Source organism: Actinomadura rubrisoli (assembly GCF_004349215.1).
GTDB lineage: Bacteria > Actinomycetota > Actinomycetes > Streptosporangiales > Streptosporangiaceae > Spirillospora > Spirillospora rubrisoli.
In genome coordinates this window covers 1-22,339 of the sequence record NZ_SMKU01000010.1, presented here as the reverse complement: position 1 = coordinate 22,339, position 22,339 = coordinate 1, and the positions used below count along the sequence as shown (strand labels likewise).

At 71.8% G+C, this 22,339-nt stretch carries 22 protein-coding genes; 8 read left to right on the top strand and 14 right to left on the bottom strand.

The features are described 5' to 3' along the window. Positions 1-8 precede the first annotated feature (8 nt). Positions 9-1,685, top strand: coding sequence for a hypothetical protein (locus E1298_RS04415; protein WP_131889453.1), 1,677 nt, complete (start codon positions 9-11; stop codon positions 1,683-1,685). On the opposite strand, the gene E1298_RS04410 is transcribed toward E1298_RS04415, so the two are convergent. After that, a complete protein-coding gene (locus E1298_RS04410) occupies positions 1,666-3,729 on the bottom strand; it encodes a tetratricopeptide repeat protein (RefSeq protein ID WP_131889452.1) in 2,064 nt (687 codons plus the stop codon). The genes E1298_RS04415 and E1298_RS04410 overlap by 20 nt on opposite strands. Before the next feature lie 93 nt (positions 3,730-3,822). Then, positions 3,823-4,965 carry an acyl-CoA dehydrogenase family protein gene (locus E1298_RS04405; protein ID WP_131889451.1) on the bottom strand — a complete coding sequence of 381 codons (1,143 nt, stop codon included), beginning with the start codon at positions 4,963-4,965 and terminating at the stop codon, positions 3,823-3,825. An 83-nt stretch (positions 4,966-5,048) separates the two neighbouring features. Between E1298_RS04405 and E1298_RS04400 the strand changes: the two genes are divergently transcribed. Next, entirely contained in the window at positions 5,049-5,747 is a 699-nt protein-coding gene (locus E1298_RS04400; protein WP_131889450.1) for a MerR family transcriptional regulator, read from the top strand. Here E1298_RS04400 and E1298_RS04395 read toward each other — a convergent pair. The 7 genes from E1298_RS04395 to fdxA all read right to left on the bottom strand — a co-directional run bounded on the left by E1298_RS04395 (position 5,744) and on the right by fdxA (position 11,099). After that, positions 5,744-7,270 carry a polyamine aminopropyltransferase gene (locus E1298_RS04395; RefSeq protein ID WP_207944431.1) on the bottom strand — a complete coding sequence of 509 codons (1,527 nt, stop codon included), beginning with the start codon at positions 7,268-7,270 and terminating at the stop codon, positions 5,744-5,746. The two genes, E1298_RS04400 and E1298_RS04395, sit on opposite strands and share 4 nt — an antisense overlap. A 104-nt stretch (positions 7,271-7,374) precedes the next feature. Then, positions 7,375-7,803 (bottom strand): DUF350 domain-containing protein, encoded by a 429-nt coding sequence (locus E1298_RS04390; RefSeq protein WP_131889448.1) that lies wholly within the window; start codon positions 7,801-7,803, stop codon positions 7,375-7,377. A gap of 10 nt (positions 7,804-7,813) precedes the next feature. After that, positions 7,814-8,260 carry a DUF4247 domain-containing protein gene (locus E1298_RS04385; protein ID WP_243725376.1) on the bottom strand — a complete coding sequence of 149 codons (447 nt, stop codon included), beginning with the start codon at positions 8,258-8,260 and terminating at the stop codon, positions 7,814-7,816. Beyond that, the gene (locus tag E1298_RS04380) at positions 8,257-8,748 is read right to left on the bottom strand and encodes a DUF2617 family protein (RefSeq protein WP_131889447.1); all 492 of its coding nucleotides are present in this window, start codon (positions 8,746-8,748) and stop codon (positions 8,257-8,259) included. The genes E1298_RS04385 and E1298_RS04380 overlap by 4 nt, the downstream gene beginning before the upstream one ends. A gap of 2 nt (positions 8,749-8,750) precedes the next feature. Continuing rightward, entirely contained in the window at positions 8,751-9,371 is a 621-nt protein-coding gene (locus E1298_RS04375) for a DUF4178 domain-containing protein (RefSeq protein ID WP_131889446.1), read from the bottom strand. 174 nt (positions 9,372-9,545) lie between these two features. Further along, complete coding sequence (dapC, locus tag E1298_RS04370; RefSeq protein WP_131889445.1) at positions 9,546-10,631, bottom strand: succinyldiaminopimelate transaminase; 1,086 nt, start codon at positions 10,629-10,631, stop codon at positions 9,546-9,548. A 141-nt stretch (positions 10,632-10,772) separates the two neighbouring features. After that, on the bottom strand, positions 10,773-11,099 hold the full coding sequence (gene fdxA, locus E1298_RS04365; protein ID WP_067455581.1) for a ferredoxin: 327 nt from the start codon (positions 11,097-11,099) through the stop codon (positions 10,773-10,775). A 70-nt stretch (positions 11,100-11,169) separates the two neighbouring features. On the opposite strand from fdxA, the gene E1298_RS51700 reads away from it, so the two are divergent. Then, a complete protein-coding gene (locus E1298_RS51700) occupies positions 11,170-11,475 on the top strand; it encodes a putative acetyltransferase (RefSeq protein ID WP_424923064.1) in 306 nt (101 codons plus the stop codon). Positions 11,476-11,645: 170 nt separating this feature from the next. On the opposite strand, the gene E1298_RS04355 is transcribed toward E1298_RS51700, so the two are convergent. Further along, positions 11,646-12,656, bottom strand: a complete 1,011-nt coding sequence (locus E1298_RS04355) for a polysaccharide deacetylase family protein (protein ID WP_165975298.1) — start codon at positions 12,654-12,656, stop codon at positions 11,646-11,648. Between the two features lie 141 nt (positions 12,657-12,797). Then, positions 12,798-13,127: a hypothetical protein gene (locus E1298_RS04350; RefSeq protein ID WP_131889442.1), complete on the bottom strand. Its 330-nt coding sequence runs from the start codon at positions 13,125-13,127 to the stop codon at positions 12,798-12,800. Between the two features lie 141 nt (positions 13,128-13,268). On the opposite strand from E1298_RS04350, the gene E1298_RS04345 reads away from it, so the two are divergent. Genes E1298_RS04345 through E1298_RS04340 form a run of 3 tightly spaced genes read left to right on the top strand, consistent with a single transcriptional unit; the run spans position 13,269 to position 16,365 of the window. Beyond that, entirely contained in the window at positions 13,269-14,063 is a 795-nt protein-coding gene (locus E1298_RS04345) for a class I SAM-dependent methyltransferase (protein WP_243725375.1), read from the top strand. Positions 14,064-14,107: 44 nt separating this feature from the next. Continuing rightward, positions 14,108-14,806 (top strand): cysteine--tRNA ligase, encoded by a 699-nt coding sequence (locus tag E1298_RS47730; protein WP_165975297.1) that lies wholly within the window; start codon positions 14,108-14,110, stop codon positions 14,804-14,806. A gap of 32 nt (positions 14,807-14,838) precedes the next feature. Beyond that, on the top strand, positions 14,839-16,365 hold the full coding sequence (locus E1298_RS04340; protein ID WP_165975296.1) for an alpha/beta hydrolase: 1,527 nt from the start codon (positions 14,839-14,841) through the stop codon (positions 16,363-16,365). A gap of 40 nt (positions 16,366-16,405) precedes the next feature. On the opposite strand, the gene E1298_RS04335 is transcribed toward E1298_RS04340, so the two are convergent. Beyond that, complete coding sequence (locus E1298_RS04335) at positions 16,406-18,415, bottom strand: TNT domain-containing protein (RefSeq protein ID WP_243725374.1); 2,010 nt, start codon at positions 18,413-18,415, stop codon at positions 16,406-16,408. Between the two features lie 151 nt (positions 18,416-18,566). Here E1298_RS04335 and E1298_RS04330 point away from each other — a divergent pair, with 151 nt between their 5' ends. After that, positions 18,567-19,739 (top strand): alpha/beta hydrolase family protein, encoded by a 1,173-nt coding sequence (locus E1298_RS04330; protein WP_165975295.1) that lies wholly within the window; start codon positions 18,567-18,569, stop codon positions 19,737-19,739. On the opposite strand, the gene E1298_RS04325 is transcribed toward E1298_RS04330, so the two are convergent. Together E1298_RS04325 and E1298_RS04320 are read right to left on the bottom strand one after the other, a co-directional pair. Beyond that, positions 19,723-20,613, bottom strand: coding sequence for an LLM class flavin-dependent oxidoreductase (locus tag E1298_RS04325; protein WP_207944430.1), 891 nt, complete (start codon positions 20,611-20,613; stop codon positions 19,723-19,725). The genes E1298_RS04330 and E1298_RS04325 overlap by 17 nt on opposite strands. Continuing rightward, positions 20,610-21,557 carry a zinc-binding dehydrogenase gene (locus E1298_RS04320; protein ID WP_131889438.1) on the bottom strand — a complete coding sequence of 316 codons (948 nt, stop codon included), beginning with the start codon at positions 21,555-21,557 and terminating at the stop codon, positions 20,610-20,612. The genes E1298_RS04325 and E1298_RS04320 overlap by 4 nt, the downstream gene beginning before the upstream one ends. A 151-nt stretch (positions 21,558-21,708) precedes the next feature. Between E1298_RS04320 and E1298_RS04315 the strand changes: the two genes are divergently transcribed. Then, on the top strand, positions 21,709-22,299 hold the full coding sequence (locus tag E1298_RS04315; RefSeq protein WP_131889437.1) for a hypothetical protein: 591 nt from the start codon (positions 21,709-21,711) through the stop codon (positions 22,297-22,299). The last annotated feature ends 40 nt before the right edge of the window (positions 22,300-22,339 follow it).

Here is a 22,339-nt window from a genome sequence, read left to right as displayed (position 1 = left end):
GTCTGCTTGTGACGGACGCGGATCTCCCCCCGACGATCCGGCGGATCAGTGCGGTCCTGCCCGGATGGCGAACCGCACAGCCATCGCTGCGGGTGCTGCTCGTCATTCACAGCGCCACCGCCGCGACGCGTTTGGGTGACCTGATCCCGCTTTTCCAGGACCCTCGCATCCAGTTGTTCTGCACGCATACCAGTGATGCCATGTTTCCCTACGGAATCGATTCGTTCATCCAAGCCAACGAGATTCATCAATTGAGCTGGGAGCAGGCGACAGCACTGGAATTTCAGGTTGCGATCACTGCCGGCCTCGGCGATAATCTACATGAGATTAAATGTCCGATACTGCGCGTTCCCCATGGGAATGGGTACAATAAACGCTGGACCGGCGACCGGCGACCGGCGACCGGCGACCGGCGACCGGTCTTCGGTTTGTCGGAGGAGACGCTCAAGCACGCGGGCAGGTTGGTGCCCGCTGCGATCGGACTCTCGCACGATGAGCAGTTCGAGCGGCTTGCCGAGGGATGTGCCGAGGCACTGCCGGTAGCCTTTCTTGCCGGTGACCCGTGCCATGACAGGATGATCGCCAGTCTTCCTCGCAGGCTTAATTATCGGCATGCTTTCGGACTGCGGCCCGGTCAGCGGCTGATCACCGTCGCATCGACGTGGCGAGAGGATTCGCTTTTCGGTGTCGATCCGCTTTTCACATCGCGAACACTCAGGAGTCTTCCGTTCGACGGGTACCGGGTCGCGCTTGTCCTCCATCCCAATGTCTGGGCGTCGCACAGCGCCTTTCAGATCCGGGCCTGGCTGGACGAATCGCTACGGGCCGGACTGATCCTTCTGCCACCGGAGGAGGGCTGGCGGGCCGCTGTCGTCGCCGCCGACTGGGTGCTGTCCGATCATGGGTCGGTCAGTGTCTACGCGGCGGCCGCGGGACGGCCGGTGTTGCTGGACCAGTCCGGCAGAGGCATGATCGATCCGAGGTCCGGGCTGGGCAGGCTCTTCGACGTCGCCGCGCATCTCGATCCGCACACCGCTCTGGAACCGCAGTTGCGCCGCGCCGAGGAGTTGCGCGACCGCACCCACGCGACCGCGGCGGCCATGGTCAGTTCCGCTCCCGGACGGTCGCTCCGCCTGATCCGCGAACGGCTCTACGCCATGATGGACGAATCTCCGCCCGGCGCGGAACCGCCGGTCCTGGCGGTCGACGCCCCGGCCGTCGACGGCACCACCCCCGCGTCCCTCTGGACAAGTGTCAAGCGGACGGGACCGCGCGAGTTCTCGGTCGAGCGGTGGCCCGCGGCCGTCACCGGCGCCGGTCCCGGCGTGCTGATCGTCGCCGACCACGAACTGGACCACCGGCTCGCCGGAACGGCCGACGTCATCTGGACGACGCGGGAGGCCCTGCCGGCGGACGAGCCGACCTGGTCGGCGTCCGTCTTCGAGCACCGGCCGGGCCTCACGCTCACGCTGGTCCGGGACGGGCGGCACGCCGTGCTCCGCTCCCGGGACGGCCGGGGAGTCAAGGTCTCCCTCACCGATTCCGGAGCGGCCGAGCCCGTGTTCGCGGTTCTGGCGGAACGTTGCGTATCCGGGACGCGTGACCTGGCGGCGCTGAGCCCGCTGACGCTGTGCTTCGGCGGGGAGCAGACCGTTAGTGCCGTGTTCAGCGCAATTTCGCTCTGACGCGTTCGGCTGCGTCTCCCATTTGGAGTTCTTCATAGAGCCCGAGGGCCTTCCGCCACGCTTCGTCCCCAGTGCCGAGATCCCCGAGGGCTTCCCAGACCTTGGCCTCCTGGTAGTCGCGGCCGTCCGCATGGAAGAGGGGAATGGCCTCCTCGAAGAGAAGCCGCGCCTGATCTGGATGGGTTTCCGCGAGCAGTTCGGCCTGACCGACGAGCACCTTGCCCTCGTTGGTCTCATCGCGCTGACCGTGCGCCGCGAGCCGCCGGAACACCTCGGTGGACTTCCGATAGCTCTCCAGCGCCGCCGGCCGATCGCCCAGCACCGACTGGGCGTCGGCGCGGTGCATGTGCAGGAGCGCCCGGCTGCGCGGACGGTTCGGGTCCAGAAACGGCAATGCCCGGTCGAAATAGTCCAGAGCGGCGCGGGCATCGCCGCGACGGCGTTCGGTGATGCCCAGCCATTCCAGGGCCGCACCTCGCCCACGCGATTCAGCCCCGGACTCGGCGGCCTGGAGCGAACGCCGGAACCTCTCCGCCGCCTCGTCGAGTTTTCCCTGTCCGAGGAGCATCTCGCCCCACTGCGCCTGGACACGCGCCTGCGCGTCCGGGTTCTGGCAGGCGTCGGCGTCGCGTTCGGCCAGGCTGAGGACGGTCGCGCGTTCGTCGTGGCGTCCGACGGCGGTGAAGTAGGCGTTGGTGGCCTCGGCCATCTGCCATCCGTAGCCCGGTACGGCCCCTTCCCAGACGCGGCCCGCCCGCTCCATGCAGGCGATGATCGCGGACAGGTTCTCGCCGAACCAGGAGAACACGTCCCGGGGCCGGACGAGCTCGGGCAGCGGGAAGGGAGCCTCCTGGCCGTACAGCGGACTGAGTTTCCAGCGACGCGCGGTGTCCGCGGCGACCGCCGCTCGGAGGTAGTAGTCGTCCATGCGCGTGCGGATCGCCCGCCGGAGGTCGCGGTCCATGTCGCGGTCGGCCGCCAGCCCGGCGTGTTCGTGAGTGAGGTCGTCCATGACGTAGCGGCCGCGCCGGTCCTTGCGGACGGCTCCCCTCCGCACCAGCTGGTCAAGCCCTTCGGCGCCCGCCGGCTGTCCGGCGAACAGCGCGGCCACCAGGCCGGCGTCGAAGTCGCGGACCGGGTGCAGCCCGATCGCCTGATACATCCGGGCGGCGGGCAGGTCCAGCTCCCGGTAGACGACCTCGAACACCGCCGACGGCCTGGCCATCGTGTCGTCGTGGCCGGCCTCGATCGCCGCCAGGCGCCCCTGCTCGGCCATCCGGTCGGCAAGGTCGGCCAGCCGCAGGTCCTCGTCATCGTGGAGCAGCCCGGCGGCATGGCTGGCCAGCAGCGGAAGTCCCGCGCACAGCTCGACGAGCCGGGCGAGCGCTGCGGGCTCAGCGCGGGTCCGCTCGCCGCCGAGGATCTCCTCGAACAGTTCCCGGACGGCCTCGTCCGGCAGCGGCGCCAGGGCGAGGCGCCGGGGCCGGTACTCGGCGAGCCCCGGGACGGGTGCCCGGCTGGTGATGAAGACGAGCAGACCCGGCAGGCCCGACAGGAACGGCAGCACCTGGGCGGCGGACCGCACGTCGTCCAGCAGCAGCGCGACGGCCTCTCCATCGATCAGCGAGCGCATCAGATCGACCTTCGCCGCGACCGTGGCGGCGCTGTGCGACACGTTCTTCAGCGCGAAGAAGCTGTCGCAGACCTCCTCGATGCTCCGGCCGTGCCCCAGGGCTCCACCGCACTCCATCGCGATCTGGGCGTGCCCGAAGCGCTCCCGGTTCGCGTTGATCCAGGTGAGAGCCAGTGTCGTCTTCCCCACTCCGGGCTCACCCGTGATGTTGACGATCTGGGGGCTGCCGGTGCTCGTCTGATCGGCCCACTCGCTGAGCGTTGTGAGCTCCGGGACCCTGTCGCGGTACACCGAGGTGACCGTCGGGACGATCCGGACCGTCCGCGCCTTCTGGCCCAACTCGACCGTGCCGTTGAGCGTGCCGACCTGGAGGACCGTGTGGGCCGTGCCGTCAAAGGTGTTGGCGCTCACAGCGCCCCATCTTGGCCGACAATTCACCGGGCCACCAATCGCGCAGGTCAGCCGGAGACCGGCACCGCGGGGCGTGCCTCAGGGCGAGGCGGGCTAGACGCCGAGGGAGCGGCCGATGATCTCTTTCATGATCTCGGTGGTGCCGCCGAAGATGGTCTGGACGCGGACGTCCTGGTAGGCCTTGGCGATCGGGTACTCGGTCATGTAGCCGTAGCCGCCGTGGAGCTGGAGGCAGCGGTCCACGGTCTTCTTGAGCAGCTCGGTGTTCCAGTACTTGAGCATCGCGGCCTCGTCGACGCCGAGTTCGCCTTTGCCCTCCTTGACGACGCACGCGTCGGTGAAGGCGCGGGTGACGGTGAGCTCGGTCTTCATCTCGGCGAGGGTGAAGCGGTTGTGCTGGAACCTGCCGATGGGACGGCCGAACGCCTCGCGGGTCTTGCAGTATTCCAGGGTCATCTCGAAGGCCGACTCGGCGGCGGCCTGGGCGGTGACGCCGATGGCGAGGCGTTCGCGGGCGAGGTTCTGCATGAGGTAGATGAAGCCCATGCCCTCCTCGCCCAGGAGGTTGGCGCGGGGGACGCGGACGTTGTCGAAGAACAGCTCGGCGGTGTCCTGGGCGTGCATGCCGATCTTGTCGAGGTTGCGGCCCCGCTCGAAGCCCTTCATGCCGCGCTCGACCATCAGCAGGCTGACGCCCTTGGAGCCGGCGGACGGGTCGGTCTTGGCGACCACGATCACGAGGTCGGCGAGGATGCCGTTGGAGATGAACGTCTTCGAGCCGTTCAGGACGTAGTCGTCGCCGTCCAGGGTCGCGGTGGTCTTGACGCCCTGGAGGTCGGACCCGGCGGACGGCTCGGTCATCGCGATGCCGGTGATGAGCTCGCCGGAGCAGTAGCCGGGGATCCAGCGGGCCTTCTGCTCCGGGGTGCAGAGCTGGCGCAGGTAGCCGCCGTTGATGTCGTTGTGGACGGAGAACCCGGGGCCGTGGACGCCGGCCTTGGCCAGTTCCTCGTTGAGGACGACGTAGTAGCGGTAGTCGAGTTCGCCGCCGCCGCCGAGGTCCTCGGGCATGTCGATGCCGAGCAGGCCCTGCCGTCCCGCCGCGAGCCAGACGTCGCGGGAGACGATGCCGTCCTTCTCCCACTGCTCGTGGTGCGGCGCGATCTCCTTTTCGATGAAGGAGCGCACCGTCTCGCGGAACGCCTCGTGCTCCTCGGCGAAGATCTCCCGTGCCATCCGGCGGTCCCCTCGGTAAGTGCGTGCTGATACACGTTTAATGTAACACTGGCACTGTCACATAGGTCGAGGGAGGCACGCCGGTGGAGCTGACCGTCGACGAGCTGGCCTCGCGCGCGGGTGTCACCGTCCGCACCGTGCGCTTCTATGCCGGGCGCGGGCTCCTGCCGCCGCCCCGCCTCCGCGGCCGCACCGGCCTGTACGGCGAGGACCACCTGGCGCGGCTGGAGCTCGTCCGGGAGCTGCAGTCGCTCGGGCTCACCCTGGCGGCGATCGAGAGGCATCTGCGGAGGATCCCGCTGGACGCGCCGCCGGAGGACCTCGCGCTCCAGCGCGCCCTGCTGTCGCCGTGGGCGCCCGAGCGGCCCGAGGACCTCGACCGCCACGAGCTGGACCGCCGGACCGGACGCCATCTCGACGACGACGCGCTCAAGCGGCTGGAAGCCCTCGGGGTGATCGAGCCGGCCCCGGCGGGCAGGGTCCGCGTCATCAGCCCCGTGCTGCTCGGGATCAGCGTCGAGCTGGCCGCGCTGCCGCTGCCCCTCGACACGCTGGTCGCCTCGCACGAGGCCGTCGAGCGGCACACCACGGCGCTGGCCGCCGAGCTGCAGCAGGTCTTCCAGGACACGGTCGTCCGCCCCTACCGCGAGGGCGGCAGGCCGCCCAGGGAGCGTGAGCGGCTCATCGAGCTGGCCGGACGGCTCAAGCCCCTGATGATCCAGTCAGTGGTCACCTCGTTCCAGCGGTCGGTCGACAAGGCCATCCGCCGCTCCACCGGCTAGGAGTTCTTCCACTCCTCGCCCTCGTACTCGACGAGGCGGGGGTGGACGAGGGTGTTGACGTCCACGTCGCGGGAGCGGCGGTCCTTGGGGAAGACGGTCGCGGCGCGCAGGACGTCGGCGTCGAGGAAGCGCAGGTCCGGGACGTCCGGTGCGAGGGCGAGGGCGGGCGGCTCCTTCGCGGGCGAGGCCAGGACGAAGCCCCAGTCGCCGAAGCTCGGCACGTCCACGTGGTACGGCGTGGTGGACAGCCCGGCGGCGGCGATGGACTTCCGGATGCTCCAGAACGACTTGGGGGCGAAGTAGGGCGAGCCGGACTGGACGACCATCCGGCCGCCCGGCGCCAGGGCCCGCTTGACCAGGCCGTAGAACTCGACCGAGTACAGCTTGGCGGTGGAGACGTCGTCGGGGTCGGGCATGTCCACGACGACGGAGTCGAACCGCTCGTCCAGGCGGCGCAGCCACGAGAACGCGTCGGCGGTCACCACTCTGACGCGCGGATCGTCCAGCGCGTGGCGGTTGAGGGACGCGATCGGCCCGTACGTGCGGGCCAGGCGGATCATCGCCGGGTCCAGCTCGACCAGCGTCGCGCTGCGGACGCCGGGGTAGCGCACCACCTCGCGCATGGCGAGGCCGTCGCCGCCGCCGAGGACGAGCACCCGGCCATGCGGCCCCGACATCAGCGGGTGGACGAGCGACTCGTGGTAGCGGTACTCGTCCACCGAGGAGAACTGGAGATCGCCGTTCAGGAACAGGCGCACGTCGGACGCGCCGGACAGCGCGGCCTTCCGCGTGATGACGATCTCCTGGTACGGAGTGCGCTCGGCCACCGCGATCGGGTCGGAGTAGAGCGCCTGCCGCGCCGACACCTCGAAGCCGTCCGCCAGCGCGTACGTCCCGCCGAGGACGGCGAGGACCCCGGCCATGCCGCCCCACAGCGCGGTGCGGGACGCCCGGCCGAGACGCCGCCGGAACAGCCACAGCACGACGGCGATCCCGGCGACCGCGTTCACCACGCCGACCAGCAGCGCGCCCTTGATGTGCCCGAACGTCGGGAGGAGCAGGAACGGGAACGCCAGCCCGCCGACGAGGGCCCCCACGTAGTCGGCGGCGAACAGGTCGGCGACCGCGCTCCCCGCGTCCTGCCGCCGGATCCGCTGGAGCAGCGTCATCAGCAGCGGGATCTCCGCGCCGATCAGCGCGCCCACCGCGAACGCGACGACCACCAGCGCCGGGACGTACAGGTCCAGCCACGCGAACGCCGCGTACAGGGCCAGCACCGACAGGCCGCCGACCAGCGCCAGCGCCCCCTCGATGACCGCGAACGCCACGACCGGATGTCCTTGCAGCGGCTTGGCCGCCAGCGAGCCGACGCCCATCGCGAAGACCATGACGGACAGGACGATCGACGCCTGCGTGACGGAGTTGCCGACCAGGTAGCTGCCGAGCGCGACCAGGGCCAGCTCGTACACCAGGCCGCAGGCCGCGCACGTGAACACCGCCCCCAGGACGAGCGAGCGCGCCACCCGCGCCGGTGCCCGCAGCCCGCCTTCCGACGCCGCGTCCGGCTCCGGGACGGGCGGGGCGGCCTCGTCCCCGGGGGCGAGGGCGTGGTCCAGGTCGCCGGAGGTCAGGAGACCGCCCCGGCCACGATCGCCGCGACGGCCAGGTCGGCGGCGGCGACCACCCAGCCGGCCGGGTGCACCGCCGCCGCCCCGTCCACGAGCGTCGCGCCGAGCCGGCCCGGGGTGATCATGTCGAGGAGGTAGAACGCGACGACCATCAGCGCGATGCCGAGCAGGCCGTACACGGCGGTGTCGACCAGGCCCTCGCTGAGGTCGTTGTCGCTGGTGACGATCGCGGTGGTCACGATCGCGCCGGTGCCGAGCAGCTTGACCGCGAGCAGCAGCGCCGCGCCGCGGTTGCCCTCGGTCCAGATCTGGTGGCCGAGCCGGCCCGGCGTGGTGACCTCGACCACCAGGTAGCCGAGCGCCATCAGCGCGATGCCGAGGGCGCCGTAGGCGAGCGTGGCACCGCCGTCGTGCAGGATGTCGTTCATCAGTTGCTCCCTATTTGCCCGACCCCGGCCCGCCGCCGCGGAACGACGCGATGCCACTGCTGTTCCAGCCGTTGCTGCCCGGGCTGCTCCAGCGCCCGCCCACGTGGGAGTGGTAGCGGCTGTATCCGCCGGAGGGGGTGTCGACGGTGATCCGGCTGCCCGACCCGTCCGGCAGCACGCCGACGACGAGCTTGGGGTAGCGCAGGAAGACCCCGCCGCCCGCGCCCATCGCCGCGAGGTCGTCCACCCGGTCGATCGCCTTGTGCTTCTTATTGATCTCCTTGGCGACGGCTTGCGGGGGCTTCGGCGACCGGTACACGCCGGAGGAGACCCGCGAGTACTTCTTGGAGATCCACTTGGACGGCGACCCGTCGCCGTCCTTGAGCACCGCCACCAGGACGACCGCGGCGATCACGGCGGCCGAGACGCCGCCGATCACCCAGTACCTCGCCCTCACGATGGACTCACCAGCCGGCTCCGCGTCATGACGATCTCCCGCGTCTGGGGATAGGCGTGCCAGGTCCGCCAGCCGATCCCGGTGTTCTCCAGTGCCAGGGCGGTGACGGCGTGCCGGGAGCCGGGGAAGGCGCCGGTCAGGGCGTCGCCGCGGTCCGCGAGCCGCGCGCACACCGCGTCGACGGCCCGGCCGAACGCCGCGTCGTCGTCGTGGGCGTCCGTCGTCGCGCTGAAGTCGTAGGCCCAGCCGGGCAGGGTCGTGCTCGCCCGTCCGGGCAGCGGGTCGGCGGCGCCGGGCAGGCACGCCACCGTCTCGCTGAGCGGCCCGGCGATGACCTGGTGGGACGCGCCGAGCAGGCGCAGCTGCACGGTCAGGCCGTCCCGCTCGACCGGCAGGACGGCGAGGGCGTCCAGCGGCGGCAGGCCGAGCGCGAACGAGAGCTCGTCGGCCCGCGCGTCGGCGTAGGGGGTGTCGAGGGTGGCGAGCAACGTCAGCCGCCACCCGGATAGATCGTGAGGGCGCCGGTCGGGACCCGCTCCCCGAGACCGGCCTCCCACTGTCCGCCCCCGTACTGCTCGAACGACAGGTAGCGTCCCCGTGGGCCCTCGTAGTCGACGTACTCGACCCGGCCCTGGACGCCGACCCCGGTCGTCCCCTCGCTGGTGTAGTCGGCGGTGCCGTGCTCGTCGCGGCGGTACTCCACACCGTCCAGGACGATCGTCTTCGCACTCGGGGAGAGGTCGCCTATTTCGTGCTCGGTCCACCAGACGACCTCCAGGTCGGGGTCCTCCTCGACGGAGATCCAGACCTTGGTGCCCTCGATGGTGTCGGCGTCGAGGAGGTGCTCGCTCCAGGTGAAGCCGCCCTCCTTCAACCGCACCGAGCCGCGCACGAAGTAGCGGGTGCCGAGGTACTCGACCATGTCCCCGGCCTTGAGCGTCCGGGGGTCGCCGCCCACCTCGTCCTCGGCGGCGAACGGGTCGCGCGGCACGGCGGGCGCGGGCGCGGGCCGCGCGGACGCGCCGCCCCGGCGACGCAGGAGGATCACGATGAGCACCACCAGGGCGACCAGGATCAGCGCCAGCAGAATCACGATGGCGGTTCCGCCCACGGGCACCTCCGTCAATTCACCTACAGGACCGGCACGGACCTGCGGATCCTACCGATTTGCGGACCCGCAAGCCCATACCGCACTCAGACGGATCAAAAAGCCCACCGGTTTCCTCGCGTGAGCCCGGATCCGCCATGCGCGGGACCGGGCTCGGGCATGCCGTTCGGGGGTGGTCTAGAGGCGTTCGACGGCGGCGGCGACGCGCTCGTCGGTGGCGGTGAAGGCGATCCGGACGTGCCGGGCGCCCGCCGGGCCGTAGAACTCCCCGGGGCCGACGAGGACGCCGAGGGACGCCAGATGGGCGACGGTGTCCCAGCACGGTTCGTCCCGGGTGGCCCACAGGTACAGGGACGCCTCGGAGTGGTCGACGCGGAAGCCGTGCCCCTCGAACGCGGCGCGCAGGGCGGCGCGGCGGCGCCGGTACCGCTCCCGCTGCTCGTCCACGTGCGCGTCGTCGTCGAAGGCCGCCGCCATCGCGGCCTGCACCGGCGCCGGGACGATCATCCCGGCGTGCTTGCGGACCTCCAGCAGCCGCTTCACCAACGCCGGGTCGCCGGTGACGAAGCCCGCGCGGTAGCCCGCCATGTTGGAGCGCTTGGACAGCGAGTTGATCGCGAGGAGCCCCTCGTGGGACCCGCCGCACACGTCCGGGTGCAGGACCGAGATCGGCGGGTTGTCCGGGTCCCAGCCGAACTCCAGGTAGCACTCGTCACTGATCACGATCGACCCGCGCTCGCGCGCCCACGCGACGACCTTGCGCAGGTGCTCGGCGGGCAGCACCTTGCCGGTCGGGTTCGACGGCGAGTTCACCCAGACGATCTTCGGCCTGACCGGGCCGAGCGCGAGGAGGCCGTCGGAGCAGAGGGGCTCGGCCCGCGCGAGGCGGACGCCCACGTCATAGGTCGGGTACGCCAGCTCGGGGAAGACGACGGTGTCGCCCGGACCGGCGCCGAGCAGCGTCGGGAGCCACGCCACCAGCTCCTTGGTGCCGATGACCGGGAGCACCGCGTCCGGGTCGGCCCCCGTCACGCCGACGCGGCGCCGCAGCCATCCGGCCACGGACTCGCGCAGCCGGGGCGTCCCGTACGTGGCCGGATAGCCGGGGGCGTTGGACGCCTCCACCAGCGCGGCGCGGATCGGCTCCGGCGTGGGGTCCACGGGAGTCCCCACGGACAGGTCGACGATGCCGCCGGCGTGGCCCGCGGCCCGCTCCTTGTACGGCGCCAGCCGATCCCACGGAAAGTCCGGCAGCGTGAACACGTCCCACCCCTTCTCGAACCGAAACGCGAGGCCGCGGCCCCCACGATCACGGAAACCACGGCCCGAGCGTACGAAACCGGCAGGAGCGATCGACGAGGGCGCGCCCGAGCGCCCCCAGACCCCCCGGCGTTGTCAGTGTTGTCAGTCGTCCTGGCTCTGCGGAGGCAGCGCCGCCACGATCGGGTGGTCCTTGTCGATCTTGCCGACCTTGGAGGCACCGCCGGGCGAGCCGAGGTCGTCGAAGAACTCCACGTTGGCCTTGTAGAAGTCCTTCCACTGCTCAGGCGTGTCGTCCTCGTAGTAGATCGCCTCAACCGGGCAAACCGGCTCGCACGCACCGCAGTCGACGCACTCGTCCGGGTGGATGTAGAGCATGCGCTTGCCCTCGTAGATGCAGTCGACCGGGCACTCCTCGATGCATGCCTTGTCGAGCAGGTCCACGCAGGGCTGCGCAATGACGTAGGTCACGTCAGTGACTCCTCTCGGGTTTCCGGCCCCGCCGCACGTCACGGCTCACCGCAAGCTCGCTGTGAATAGTATGGCCGTCACGGCGCAGTCGATTCGACACGGGGGTCCTCACATGCCGGGCCGCTTCGCCGCACGGCTGGTGGTGTCCATCAGTAGTGCGGACGTGGGTCAGCGGGTCTCGCTGCGCCGTCGTCTGCCAACGGGAGAGTACAGCGACGTGGTGGGCGTGCTCGAATCCTGGGCGGACGGAACGCTCCAGGTGCGCCGCCGCGACGGCGAACTGGTGGAGGTCCCCGAAGGCATCGTGGTCGCGGGCAAGGTCGTCCCGCGCCAGCCGCCGCCGCGCCGCAGGCCGCGCGCCGACGAATCGGGCTGAGGACGGCTGGGGCGTCCGTGCCCCGCCGAGCCTGACCAGGGCCGGCCCCGCCACTCCGCTGTAGCCTCCAGGGAGCCCCGCTGTGACCTTCGGGATGCCCCGCTGTGGCCTTTGGGGCGCCCTGCCGTCGCGGGCTGGAACCCGTCCGGTCTACTGGCCGCCGTGCGGGCTCATTGTCCTGCGGACGGGACGGGCGAACCCGGCGCCGGTGACCCGGGCGCGGGTGAGCCGGGCGCGGGTGAGCCGGGCGCGGGTGAGCCGGGGCCCGGAGCGCCCGGTGCGGGCGGTTCCGCGGCGGGCACGCTCGGCGAGCCCGGGGCGGGTGAGTCCGGCGCGGGTCCGGTGGGCGAGCCGGGCGCGGGCGAGCCCGGCGCGGGCGAGCCGGGACGCTCGGGCGGGGCCGGCGGCTTGGGGACGACGGCCTCTGTGTAGGTCTGGCCAGCCCTGAGCGGCTTGCCCCGGAACAGCTCCGAGACCGTGACGAACGTGAACCCGCGCCGCTTCAGCCCGTCCAGCACCTTGGGGATGGAGTCGACGCTGGGCTTGTGGATGTCGTGGAAGAGGACGATGCCTCCGCGCCTCGGCTGGCTGACGCCGACCTTGGCGTCGCGGCTGGCGCTGCGGTAGCGCCAGTCGAGCGTGTCGACGCTCCAGAGGATCAGCGGCATCCCGACGGCCTGCCCGACCCGCTTGTCGGTCGCCCCGTACGGCGGCCGCATCAGCGTGGGCCGCACCCCGCCCGACGCCTGCGAGATGGCCTGCTGCGTGCGCTGCACCTCGGACTGCACCCGCGCCGTCGAGAGCGACGTGAGCTGCGGGTGCGACCAGCTGTGGTTGGCCAGTTCGTGGCCCTCCAGCGCCATGCGCCGGACCACGGCGCCGTGACTGGGGACGTTCTCGCCCAGCATGAAGAACGTCGCGCGCGCGCCGCCGGACCGGAGCGTGCCCAGGAGCCGGTCGGTGTAGGGACCCGGCCCGTCGTCGAACGTCAGGGCGACGCACTGCACCTTGTCGCAGTCGATCTGCCGTGGAGGCGGCGGCGCCGCTCTGGGCGCCTTCCGCCCGGCGGCCACCTGCTGTCCTGCCGTTCGTGCTTGCTTCTTCGGCGTGTGCCCGCATCCGGTGACGAGCAGCAGGCCGACTCCGACAGCGGCGAATACACCGAAACCTCTCGTCTGCACCACGCACCCCCGAAACGTGTTGCCTCGGGCGGCTTCATACCCTGCGCGGCACTGGTGACACTCGTCCGGCAAGGTCGGTAAGGGTGCAGAAAGGCAAGATCGTCCGTGACCAAGAGCGGACGAATGAGCCCATCATGCGGGTCAGGAGCGGGCTTCGGGGAACAGCCGGACGATGACGTCCCGGCGCCACTCCTCCGCGTCTTGTCCGGGCGGCGGGACGGGCTCCAGATGGCCGTCGCCGGTGGCCCTCAGGACGATCGTGACGTCCGGGGCGAGAACGACCTCGCGGGGAATCCTCGCGGAGGCCGCCAGATGCCGCGCCAGCGCGCCGAGGACGCGCGCCCAGCCCTGGCCCAGATAGGGAGGCAGCCCACCGGCGCGCAACTCGGGCAGGCCCCGCGCGGACAGGCCGCCGGTGCGCAGGGTCAGACCGTCCGGACCCTCGGCGCCCATGACGCGAACCTCGCCCATCTCCGCAGGGTACGGGCCGTGCCGCCGGGCGGCGAGGCGGGGTTCGCCGAGGGTGGGCTGGATCACCACCGGACGCGTGCCCTCGCAAACGCCGCCTCCACTCCCCGCTTTGTCCGATAAATTACGACAGTGAATTGGGCCGTGACGACGTACGACTCCGCCTTTGGGTACGTCTCCGCGCACGGCGCGCCCCTGGTCGACCTGCTCGATCCCCAGCCCGGGGAGCGGGTCATCGACCTCGGGTGCGGCACCGGGACCTTCAGCGCGGAGATCGCCGAGCGGGGCGCCGAGGTGCTGGGCATCGACGGCAGCCCCGACATGGTCGCGCAGGCGACCGCGCTGCACCCGGGGCTGTCCTTCATCGTCGGCGACGCGCACGACTTCACGATCAGCGAGTCGTTCGACGCGGTCGCCTCCAACGCGGCGCTGCACTGGATGACCCGCGACCCCGACGCCGTCATCGCACGGGTGCACGCGGCGCTGCGGCCGGGCGGACGGTTCGTCGGCGAGCTGGGCGGCGCGGGCAACTGCGCCGAGCTGGTCGCCGCGATGCAGACGGCCTGGCGCGTGTTCGGTCTCGGCGAGCCCGAGCTGCCCTGGTACTTCCCAAGTCCCGCCGAGTACGCGACCAGGCTGGAGGAGGGCGGGTTCACGCTGCGGCTGCTGGAGCACGCCGACCGGCCGACCCGGATGACCGAAGGCCCGAACGGCGCCGCCGACTGGGTCCGGGCCTACGCGGCGCGCGCGCTGGCCGACGTCCCGCCGGAGCTGGTCGAGCCCCTTCTCGTACGGGTGAACGACCTGGCCGCGCCCGCGCTGCGCCGCGAGTCGGGCTGGGTCGCCGACTACGTGCGGCTGCGTTTCGCCGCCGTCCGCAAGCCCGACGGCGCCGTCCCGATGCCCGTCGGGCCGCTGTTCTCCGACCCGCCGCTCTGACCGCCGGTGGGATCCGGGGACGCCCGACGCCCTAGGGTTGGCACATGCTGCGGCTGCACGACCATCGCACCGGACGCCCCGAGGAACCGCCGGGCGGAAGGGTCCTGCGCGTCCACCTCCTGGACGGGGCCGGACACCGCGCGCTGGTGGTCGCCGACCTGCTGCGGCGTGCGGCGGAACGTGCCGGGCGCCACGTCCGGACGTCCAGCTCGCCCCGCTTCGCCGCCCAGGAACAGGACTGGACGGAGTACGGCGTCCAGCCGTTCGAGGTGCTCGGCGGAGACGCGCCCGTCCCGGAAGCCGACCTCTACATGGCATCCGAGGACGGCGCCGAAGTGGACGCCTTCCTCATGACCGTGCCGCGCGAGACCGGTGACTGGCACACGGTCGTGGCCGGCGGGAGCCTCGATCCCCTCCACGCGCGGCTCGCGATACTGGAGGCGCCCTACCGGGAGCCGCTGCACCTGTCGGCGGAGCGGTTCCGTCAGGCCGCCGACCGGCTGGACCGGTGGCGCGCCAAGGTCGCCGAATGGGCCACGGAGCCGGGCCGTCCGATGAGCCGGGAGCACGCGGGAAGGGCCGAGACGGCGCTGGCGAGCGACCTCGACAGCCCGTCCGCCCTCGCGGTGCTGGACGAGCTGGCCGCCGACCCGGACGTGCCGCCGGGCACGAAGCTAGAGACATTCATCCACCTCGACCTCGTCCTCGGCCTCAATCTGGTCTCCGCCATCGGACGCGCCTGACCGGCCACGGAAAAAGACAGGGAACCCCCTACGTGATTCGCTTGGGCCGGAAGTCCGGAGCCCTCCTCCTCTGCGCCGCCGTCGCCGGCGCGCTCGTCCCCGGCCAGGTGCGGGCGGCGGCTGCGCCCGCGCCGATCTCCTGGCACCCGTGCGAGGACGACCGGTCGATCCAGTGCGGGACGTTCACGGTGCCGATCGACTGGGCGACCGGGCCGCAGAGCGGCACCGTCAAGATCGCGGTGGCGCGGGCCAAGGCCACCGCGCCGAAGGAGCGGATCGGCACGCTCGTCGTCAACCCCGGCGGGCCGGGCGGCTCCGGCACGGAGTTCGTCCTGGACGGAAGCGGACTGTCGAAGCAGCTCAGGCGGCACTACGACATTGTGGGCCTCGATCCGCGCGGCGTGGGCGGCAGCCGTCCCGTCCGCTGCGCGAAGGTCGGGAAGGCGCCGCCGGCGCACCCCCGCAACCAGGCCGACTTCGCCAAGCTCAGCGCGTACCAGCGCAAGCTCTACACCGCGTGCCGCACGAAGACGGGCCTTCTGTACGACTTCCTGGACGCGGGAAGCGTGGCCCGCGACGTGGACGCGCTCCGGGCCGCCCTGGGCGAGAAGAAGATCTCCTACTACGGGCTCTCTTACGGGACGTGGCTGGGACAGCGGTATGCCGAGCTGTTCCCCGGACGGGTCCGTTCGCTCGTCCTCGACAGCACGATGGACCACAGCGCCCCCGGAACCGTGCGTTTCTCCACCGACGAGGCGCGCGCGCTGGAGGCCGGGTACGCGCAGTTCGCCAAGTGGTGCCCCACGTCCAAGTACTGCGCGCTGCGCAAGATGAAGAAGACCAACCCCGTCAAGCTCCTGGACGCGCTGATGCGGCGCGCCGAACGCGGCACTCTGCACGAGCTCGACTCACCCAAGGAACGGCTCGCACCGCCGGGCCTTGCGCAGATGGTCCGGACGTCGATGTACAACCCGCTGTCCTGGGCCGGGCTCAGCGAGGAGCTGCGCGAGCTGTCACGGCAGAAGGTGCGGACCATCAAGCGGAGCGCACCGGACGAGCCGCCCGACGGCGCGTTCATCGGGATCCTGTGCGCCGACTGGTCGTTCCCCGTCCGCAACTACAAGGACCTGGCCGCCGTCCGCGCGCACACGCGCCGGGCCGCACCGCACGTACGGTTCAACCCGCTCGGCTGGGAGGCCGTCACCGCCTGCATCGGACGTCCGCGCGCCGCCCAGGACCCGCAGCGCCCGTACCGGATCATCGGCACGCCGCCGATCCTGGTCGTGAACGGAGTCGGCGACCCTGTCACCGCGTACCCGTGGGCGCGTTCGGTGAACCGGAGCATCCCCGGCTCCGCGCTGCTCACCTACAAGGGCGCCGGGCACGGCGCGTACGGGCTGAGCCCCTGCACGCGCAAGGCCGTCGACACCTATCTGCTGCACGGCCGGACACCCGGGTGGGGCGCACACTGCCCGGCGGTGGCCCCCAACTTCAACGACACACGCGCGCAGCGGCGCTTGGACGGAGCACGCCGCTTGGACGGAGCACGCCGCTTCTGAAGCACCGCACCTGGCCCTGCCTAGCCCTGCTTATCCCTGCCTATTCGTCGTGGATCTCGATGAGGGAGCCGTCGGCGAGCATGTCCGCGATGGAGCGGCGGAACACGTACGCGGTGCCGCCGCCCGGTTGCTCGAACCAGGGAACGGCCGTACCGGTCAGCGCCTCCAGCGGCTTCTGCAACCGGTAGAGGTGGTACGGACGCCGCTGCCAGTCCGGCGGCAAGGAACGCTGGCCGTACGGCGTCCGGGCGGCGTAGGTCAGGTTGCCGCCGGGGCCGCCGTGGCGGTCCACGGTCGTCCCCTCTGGGAGTTCTGTTATCCGGCGGTCGCGCAGAAGGCTGAGCGGCGGTTCTCCGTCCAGCGGCTCGATCGCCCCGGTCGCCTCAGCCGGTCTGGCCGGTTTCGGCGCCGGGGTCGGCGCTTCCAGCAGGACGCTTCCGAGCAGGAATGCGGCCGCCTGCTCGGCCGCGTCGAACACGACCTTCGAGCGCGGCTCGCCACCTCGCATCTGGAACACCGACCACCGGTGCGCCTCCGGTAGCAGGCACCACGCCCCTTCGGCCGTGGTGCGGATCCGGTACGCGGACGGCTCCACGCCCAGTTCGTCCAAGCGACGCTGAAGCCTGTGGGACCACTCCTCGGAGGGCGGGTCCGGGTCCACGTGGGCCGCCACGGAATTCTTGCGGACGCGCTCGGGCGCGGTCCGTCCCGTCACGGCGGCGCTCGCGGCGTCCATCGTCTCGTCGTCCAGCGCGGGAACGCGGAAGCCACCGGCGCGCATGTGGGCCACCAGCTCCGGTTCGGGTGGAATGCCGTGCTCGCGCAGGTAGTAGCCGACCGCGCCCGACCACACCCACGTCCCGTCCGTGTGGAAGGTCAGCGGCACCTGGGCGCCGCGCGACGGATCGAGCTGATCGGGGGCGTACGAACGCGCGGCCATCACGACGGGCGCCCGCCGCAGGTATTCGGCCACGCGCTCGACCTCGTCCGCCGGGACGGCCGGACGCGACACAGAGGGACGGTCACCATCGGGCCCTGCGTGGTCGAAGACGCGGGCCTTCCGCAGCCCTCCCCGCGACGCGCCACCACCGTCCGGAGCCGGGGCAGGCGGCGGCTCCGGCGACGGCGACGGCGACGGCGACGGCGACGGCGACGGCGACGGGGCGGCCGTATCCAGGCGGCGGGTCATCCACTCGGGGACGTCGTCGCGCGGGAACCGTTCGAGCTCCCTCCGGACGTCCTCCGCGGAGGGCTCGCGATTCCACTTCGGCTCGTCGTCGTTGGTGAAGCTCGCACGGCAGCGCACGTTGCCGTCCTCGTACACCACCTCGAAGTCGATACGGGACCAGGTGGCGCCCTGGAAGGCGTGCGTCCCGGCGCGGAGCCGGTCGAGGAGCCCGGCGGCCGCGGCGGGCGGCGTCCAGACCGTCATGGTCTTGTCGGCCTTGTAGAGCATCATCGGCGGGAACTCCACGTGCCCGCCGACCACCTGGTAGTACCCGAAGATCTTCAGCCACAGCTGCGGCGCGTGGTCGGCGAGCAGGATGTTGAGCTGGTCGGACAGCAGCTCCATCTGCTCGATCGGGTTCATGGGGCCCGGGTCGGGCGCGGGCCGCGGGACGGGCTCGCGGCCCTCCAGCCGGTCGCGCAGCCAGCCCGGCAGGTTCGCGCCGTCCCGCGGCATAACGATCTGGTCGCGCCGCCAGCAGTCCACCTCGATGGGCGGGTTCCACTCCGGGTCGAAGTCGTAGTTGTAGAGGGGCCGCGCGGCCTCGGGCTCGATGATGAACAGCATCGAGAACCAGGTGCCCTGCTCGGACAGGTAGTGCGCGGTGCGCAGCTCCATCAGCATGCCGATCAGCTCGTCGGGCACCTTCCCCGCGACCTGGACCCTGCCCTCGTCCCTGAGGAAGACCAGCGCCGTGTCGTTCACGGCGACGGTGGCCTTGCAGTGCAGGTCGACCCGCCGCCAGCCGGACGGCGTCTTCCGCCGGACGTATTGGACGATCCGGCCCTCGATCTCGGCGATCCGCTCGTTCTGCCCCGTCACGACCGTGCTCCCCCGTGCTCCCCTGTGCTCCGCTGGCGACTGGCGGGAAGAATATCCGTCCGAAAACCCCATTGCGGTAGAACGGGACGTCCCCGGCTGTCGCCGAGAGGCCGGGCAGGGATCCCGCTTCGGTCGGCTAACGTCAGATGGCGTGACGACCGATGCCCCCGAATCGCCGCCCCCACAGACCTCCGCGCGCCCGCGCCGATCGCGGGGCCGCCGCGTCCGGCTGGTGGTGTCGGCGGTTCTCGCCGTCGTGGTGCTGCTGTGCGCGGCGGTCGGCGGCATCAGCTGGTACTTCGCCGGGGTGGCGACGCAGGTCGACCACTCGGTCGAGTACCGCACCGAGATCGTGGACGCGGGGAACGGCACGGTGACTCTGCCCCGCGAGCCCTTCACGGAACGTCCGGGCACGTGGGCGCTGATCTGGAAGGGCGGCCGCGCGCTCCTCGGCCCCGTCGTGGGCGGCGGCAAGAAGCGGGTCGTGCGGCGGGTCGCGTCCGTCCTGGAGGGGACGCTCATCAAGGGCGCGCCCGCCGACATCGACCACTGGCTGTACGACAGCGACCCGAAGACGGCGCTGGGCCTGGACTTCCAGAACGTCACCTATCCGTCCAAGGTCGGGCCGATGCCCGCCTGGCTGCTGCCCGGTGCGTCCCCTAAGAGCACATGGGTCATCGGGGTCCACGGACGGAACGCCGACAAGGCCGAGACGTTCCGCGCCATGCGGGCCGTGCACGCGACCGGGCTGCCGATGCTGTCCATCGCGTACCGCAACGATGTGGGCGCGCCCCGGTCCGCCGACCACAGGAACCACCTCGGCGACACCGAGTGGAACGAGGTGGCCTCCGCCGTCGCCTACGCCCGCGCCAATGGCGCGACCGGCGTCGTCCTGTACGGCTGGTCGATGGGCGGCGCGATGGTCATGACGACCCTGCGCAAGGATCCGTCGTTCGTGCGCGGCGTCGTCCTCGACTCCCCCGTCATGGACTGGAGCGCCACCCTCGACAAGCAGGGCGACGACCGCCACCTGCCGCGTTTCGTCACGGACGTGGCGAAACGCATGCTCAGCAAGCGCATCGGCATCGATCTGCGCGACTTCGACCAGCGCCCGTACGCCCCGCGCCTGCGCACCCCGACGCTGCTGTTCACCACGGCCGAGGACGCCACGGTCGCCAACAGGCCCGCGTTCGCCTTCGCCAAGGCGGCCCCGCCCGGCATGGTCACCCACATCGCCGCGCAGGGTGACCACACCGAGGCGTGGAACGTCGACCCCGCCGCCTACGAGCGCGCGCTGACGGCCTTCCTCACGCGGACCCGCTAGCCAGGCGCGCCGCCTCGGCGAGGAGGTCGGCCTGGCGGCGGCGGTCGGACGGGAACGGCATGCCGATGACGCGGTGCGCGCCCGCCTCCGCCAGCGCGGCCAGCCGCTCCGCCGCCTGACCCGGCCCGCCGGTGAGCAGGCTCTCCCGGGCCGCCTCCTCGCTCATCCCGTAGCCGGTGAGGGAGCGGACCTGGGCGTCCACCTCCGCCGCGGGCACGTCCCCGAGCCCGAAGCTGAGGCCGACGGTCACCTTGGGCGCGGGACGGCCGTGCTCCGCCGCCAGCTCCGCGATCCGCCGCGTCCCGGCCTCGATCTCCCCGGGGGTGGAGAACGCCGGGTACCACTCGTCCGCGAACCGGGCCACGCGGCGCTCGGGGCCGCTGCCGACCAGCACCGGCGGCATCTCCGCGCCCGGCGACAGCGTGACGTCCCCGCCGTCCAGCCGGGTGGGCTTCCCCTGGACGAGCCCGGGGAGGACCTCCAGCGCCGCGTCCGTCCGCGCGCCGCGCTCGGCGAAGGGGACGCCGACCGCGCGGAACGCGGCGTCGCCGTGCACGCCGCCGCCGCTGCCGACGCCGAGCAGCACCCGCCCGCCCGACAGGTGCTGGAGGCTCGCGACCTGCTTGGCGGCCCAGGCGACGTGCCGCAGCGGCAGCACCATCACGCCGAACCCCACCCCGATCCGCTCCGTCGCCGCCGCGGCCGTGGCCAGCACGAGCGTCGCGTCCAGGAACGGCCGGACGGGGATCAGATGGTCGCCCGCCCACACCGACTCGAACCCGGCGCCCTCGGCGTGCCGGGCGTGCTCCCCGACCGTCGCCGCGGTGTCCACCCCGTACGACGGCAGGTACAGCCCGAGCTTCAAGTCGGTCACCGCCGGACCTCCAGCAGCGTCTTGCCGACCGTCGCGCGCGACTGCATCGCCGCGTGCGCGTCGGACGCGCCGTCCAGCGGGAAGCGCTGCCCGATCACCGGCTTCAACCGCCCGGCGGCCGCCTCCGCGAGAGCGCTCACGGTGAACCCGCGCAGCTCCTCCGGCGACGCCGTGGGACGGACGAGCGCCACCCCCCGATCGGCCGCGGCCTCCTCCGGGATGTCGGCCCACTCGCCGCTCGCCAACCCGAAGCTAACCATCCGCCCGCCCCGTTCGAGCAGCGTGAACGCCTCCCGGCCCACGTCGCCGCCGACACCGTCGAACACCACGTCCACCTCCCCGACCGTCTCGCTCCAGCCCGGCTCGCGGTAGTCCACGACCTCGTCCGCGCCCAGCCGCCGCGCCACGTCCAGCTTGGGGCCGCCCCCGGCCGCCGCGACGACCCTGGCGCCCGCCGCCTTCGCGAGCTGGACGAGCAGCGTCCCCACCCCGCCCGCGGCCGCCTCGACCAGCACCCGCTCGCCGGGACGCGGATCCGCCGCCCGAAGCATCATCGTGGCCGTGCGCCCGTCCGCCAGCAGCGCCACCGCGTCGTCGAGCTCCAGCCCGTCCGGCACCTCGAACAGCCCGGCCGCGTCCACCGCGGCCTGCTCGGCGTATCCGCCCGACCCTCCCGTACTCGTCACGACCCGCCGCCCCACCAGCGCCGGGTCGGCCCCCGCGCCGACCGCCGCGACCACACCGCCGACACCGTTGCCCGGGATCATCGGCAGCTCCGGTGTGAACGGGGACGGCCCGCCCGACCGGAACTGCGTCTCCACGAACGTGATGTTGGCGAACTCCACGTCCACGACGACCTGGCCCGCCTCCGCGACCGGATCCGGCGCCTCCCCCGGCACCAACACCTCCGGCCCCCCGAACTCCTTCAACCACACGACGCGCATGACGTCCCTCCATCCGTAGAACGCCAGCCTGCAACCTCAAGCACGATCGAGGTCAATCCGAACGCAACGAATCCCTTTTCTCGCCACGCCTGTCCTCTGTAAGCTTTCGCGCGTATATCGCCCCGCTGTCGGCCGACGCTCAGGGATGACGATGCGCGTCCGGTTGGTACGTCCCTCCCTCCGGGGGTTCCGCCGCGCCGCCCCCGTGCCGGCGGCCCTCCTCGCCGGCCTGCTCGCGGGCTGCGGCACGTCCTCGTCCTCCAGCGGAGCGCTGAAACCCGAGGGCAGCTTCGAAACCGGGGCCGCCTCCGCCCCCTCCAGCGCCGCCGCTCCCTCGGCCCAGCCCACCGCGCTGCTTTACAAGACCGTCATCGACCGCTACCGCGAGTACCAGGCCGTCTACAAGCGCGTGTACGAGAGGAACGACCCCGCCGAACTCGCCACCGTCGCCGCCGACCCCCTCCTCACCCAGGTCACCAAGGACGTCGAGGCGACCAAGGCCAAGGGCGAGATCTGGCGGTTCGCCAACACCTTCAACCCCCGCGTCTACGGCCGGTCGACCGACAGCACCAAGGTCTACGTCCTCGACTGCGTGCGCACCCTCAGCGGCTACCGCTTCTCGGCCAGGACGGGCAAGCGCCTGGGCGGCGGCCCAGGCAGCGCCTACGTCTACCGCAGCACCGTCCTCTACGACTCCGGCACCTGGAAGGTCGCCGACATCGTCCAGGACCGCCCATGCTGACCTCCCTCAGCAAAGGATCCGAGATGACCCCCACACCCCC

Bases quoted from the DNA above. Each gene is read 5' to 3' on its own strand.
- E1298_RS04405 (WP_131889451.1), bottom strand. From the start codon at position 4,965: ATGGCACGGGAGATCTTCGCCGAGGAGCACGAGGCGTTCCGCGAGACG.
- E1298_RS47730 (WP_165975297.1), top strand. From the start codon at position 14,108: ATGCTGCGGCTGCACGACCATCGCACCGGACGCCCCGAGGAACCGCCG.
- E1298_RS04390 (WP_131889448.1), bottom strand. From the start codon at position 7,803: ATGAACGACATCCTGCACGACGGCGGTGCCACGCTCGCCTACGGCGCC.
- E1298_RS04315 (WP_131889437.1), top strand. From the start codon at position 21,709: ATGCGCGTCCGGTTGGTACGTCCCTCCCTCCGGGGGTTCCGCCGCGCC.
- E1298_RS51700 (WP_424923064.1), top strand. From the start codon at position 11,170: ATGGCCGTCACGGCGCAGTCGATTCGACACGGGGGTCCTCACATGCCG.
- E1298_RS04350 (WP_131889442.1), bottom strand. From the start codon at position 13,127: ATGGGCGAGGTTCGCGTCATGGGCGCCGAGGGTCCGGACGGTCTGACC.
- E1298_RS04320 (WP_131889438.1), bottom strand. From the start codon at position 21,557: ATGCGCGTCGTGTGGTTGAAGGAGTTCGGGGGGCCGGAGGTGTTGGTG.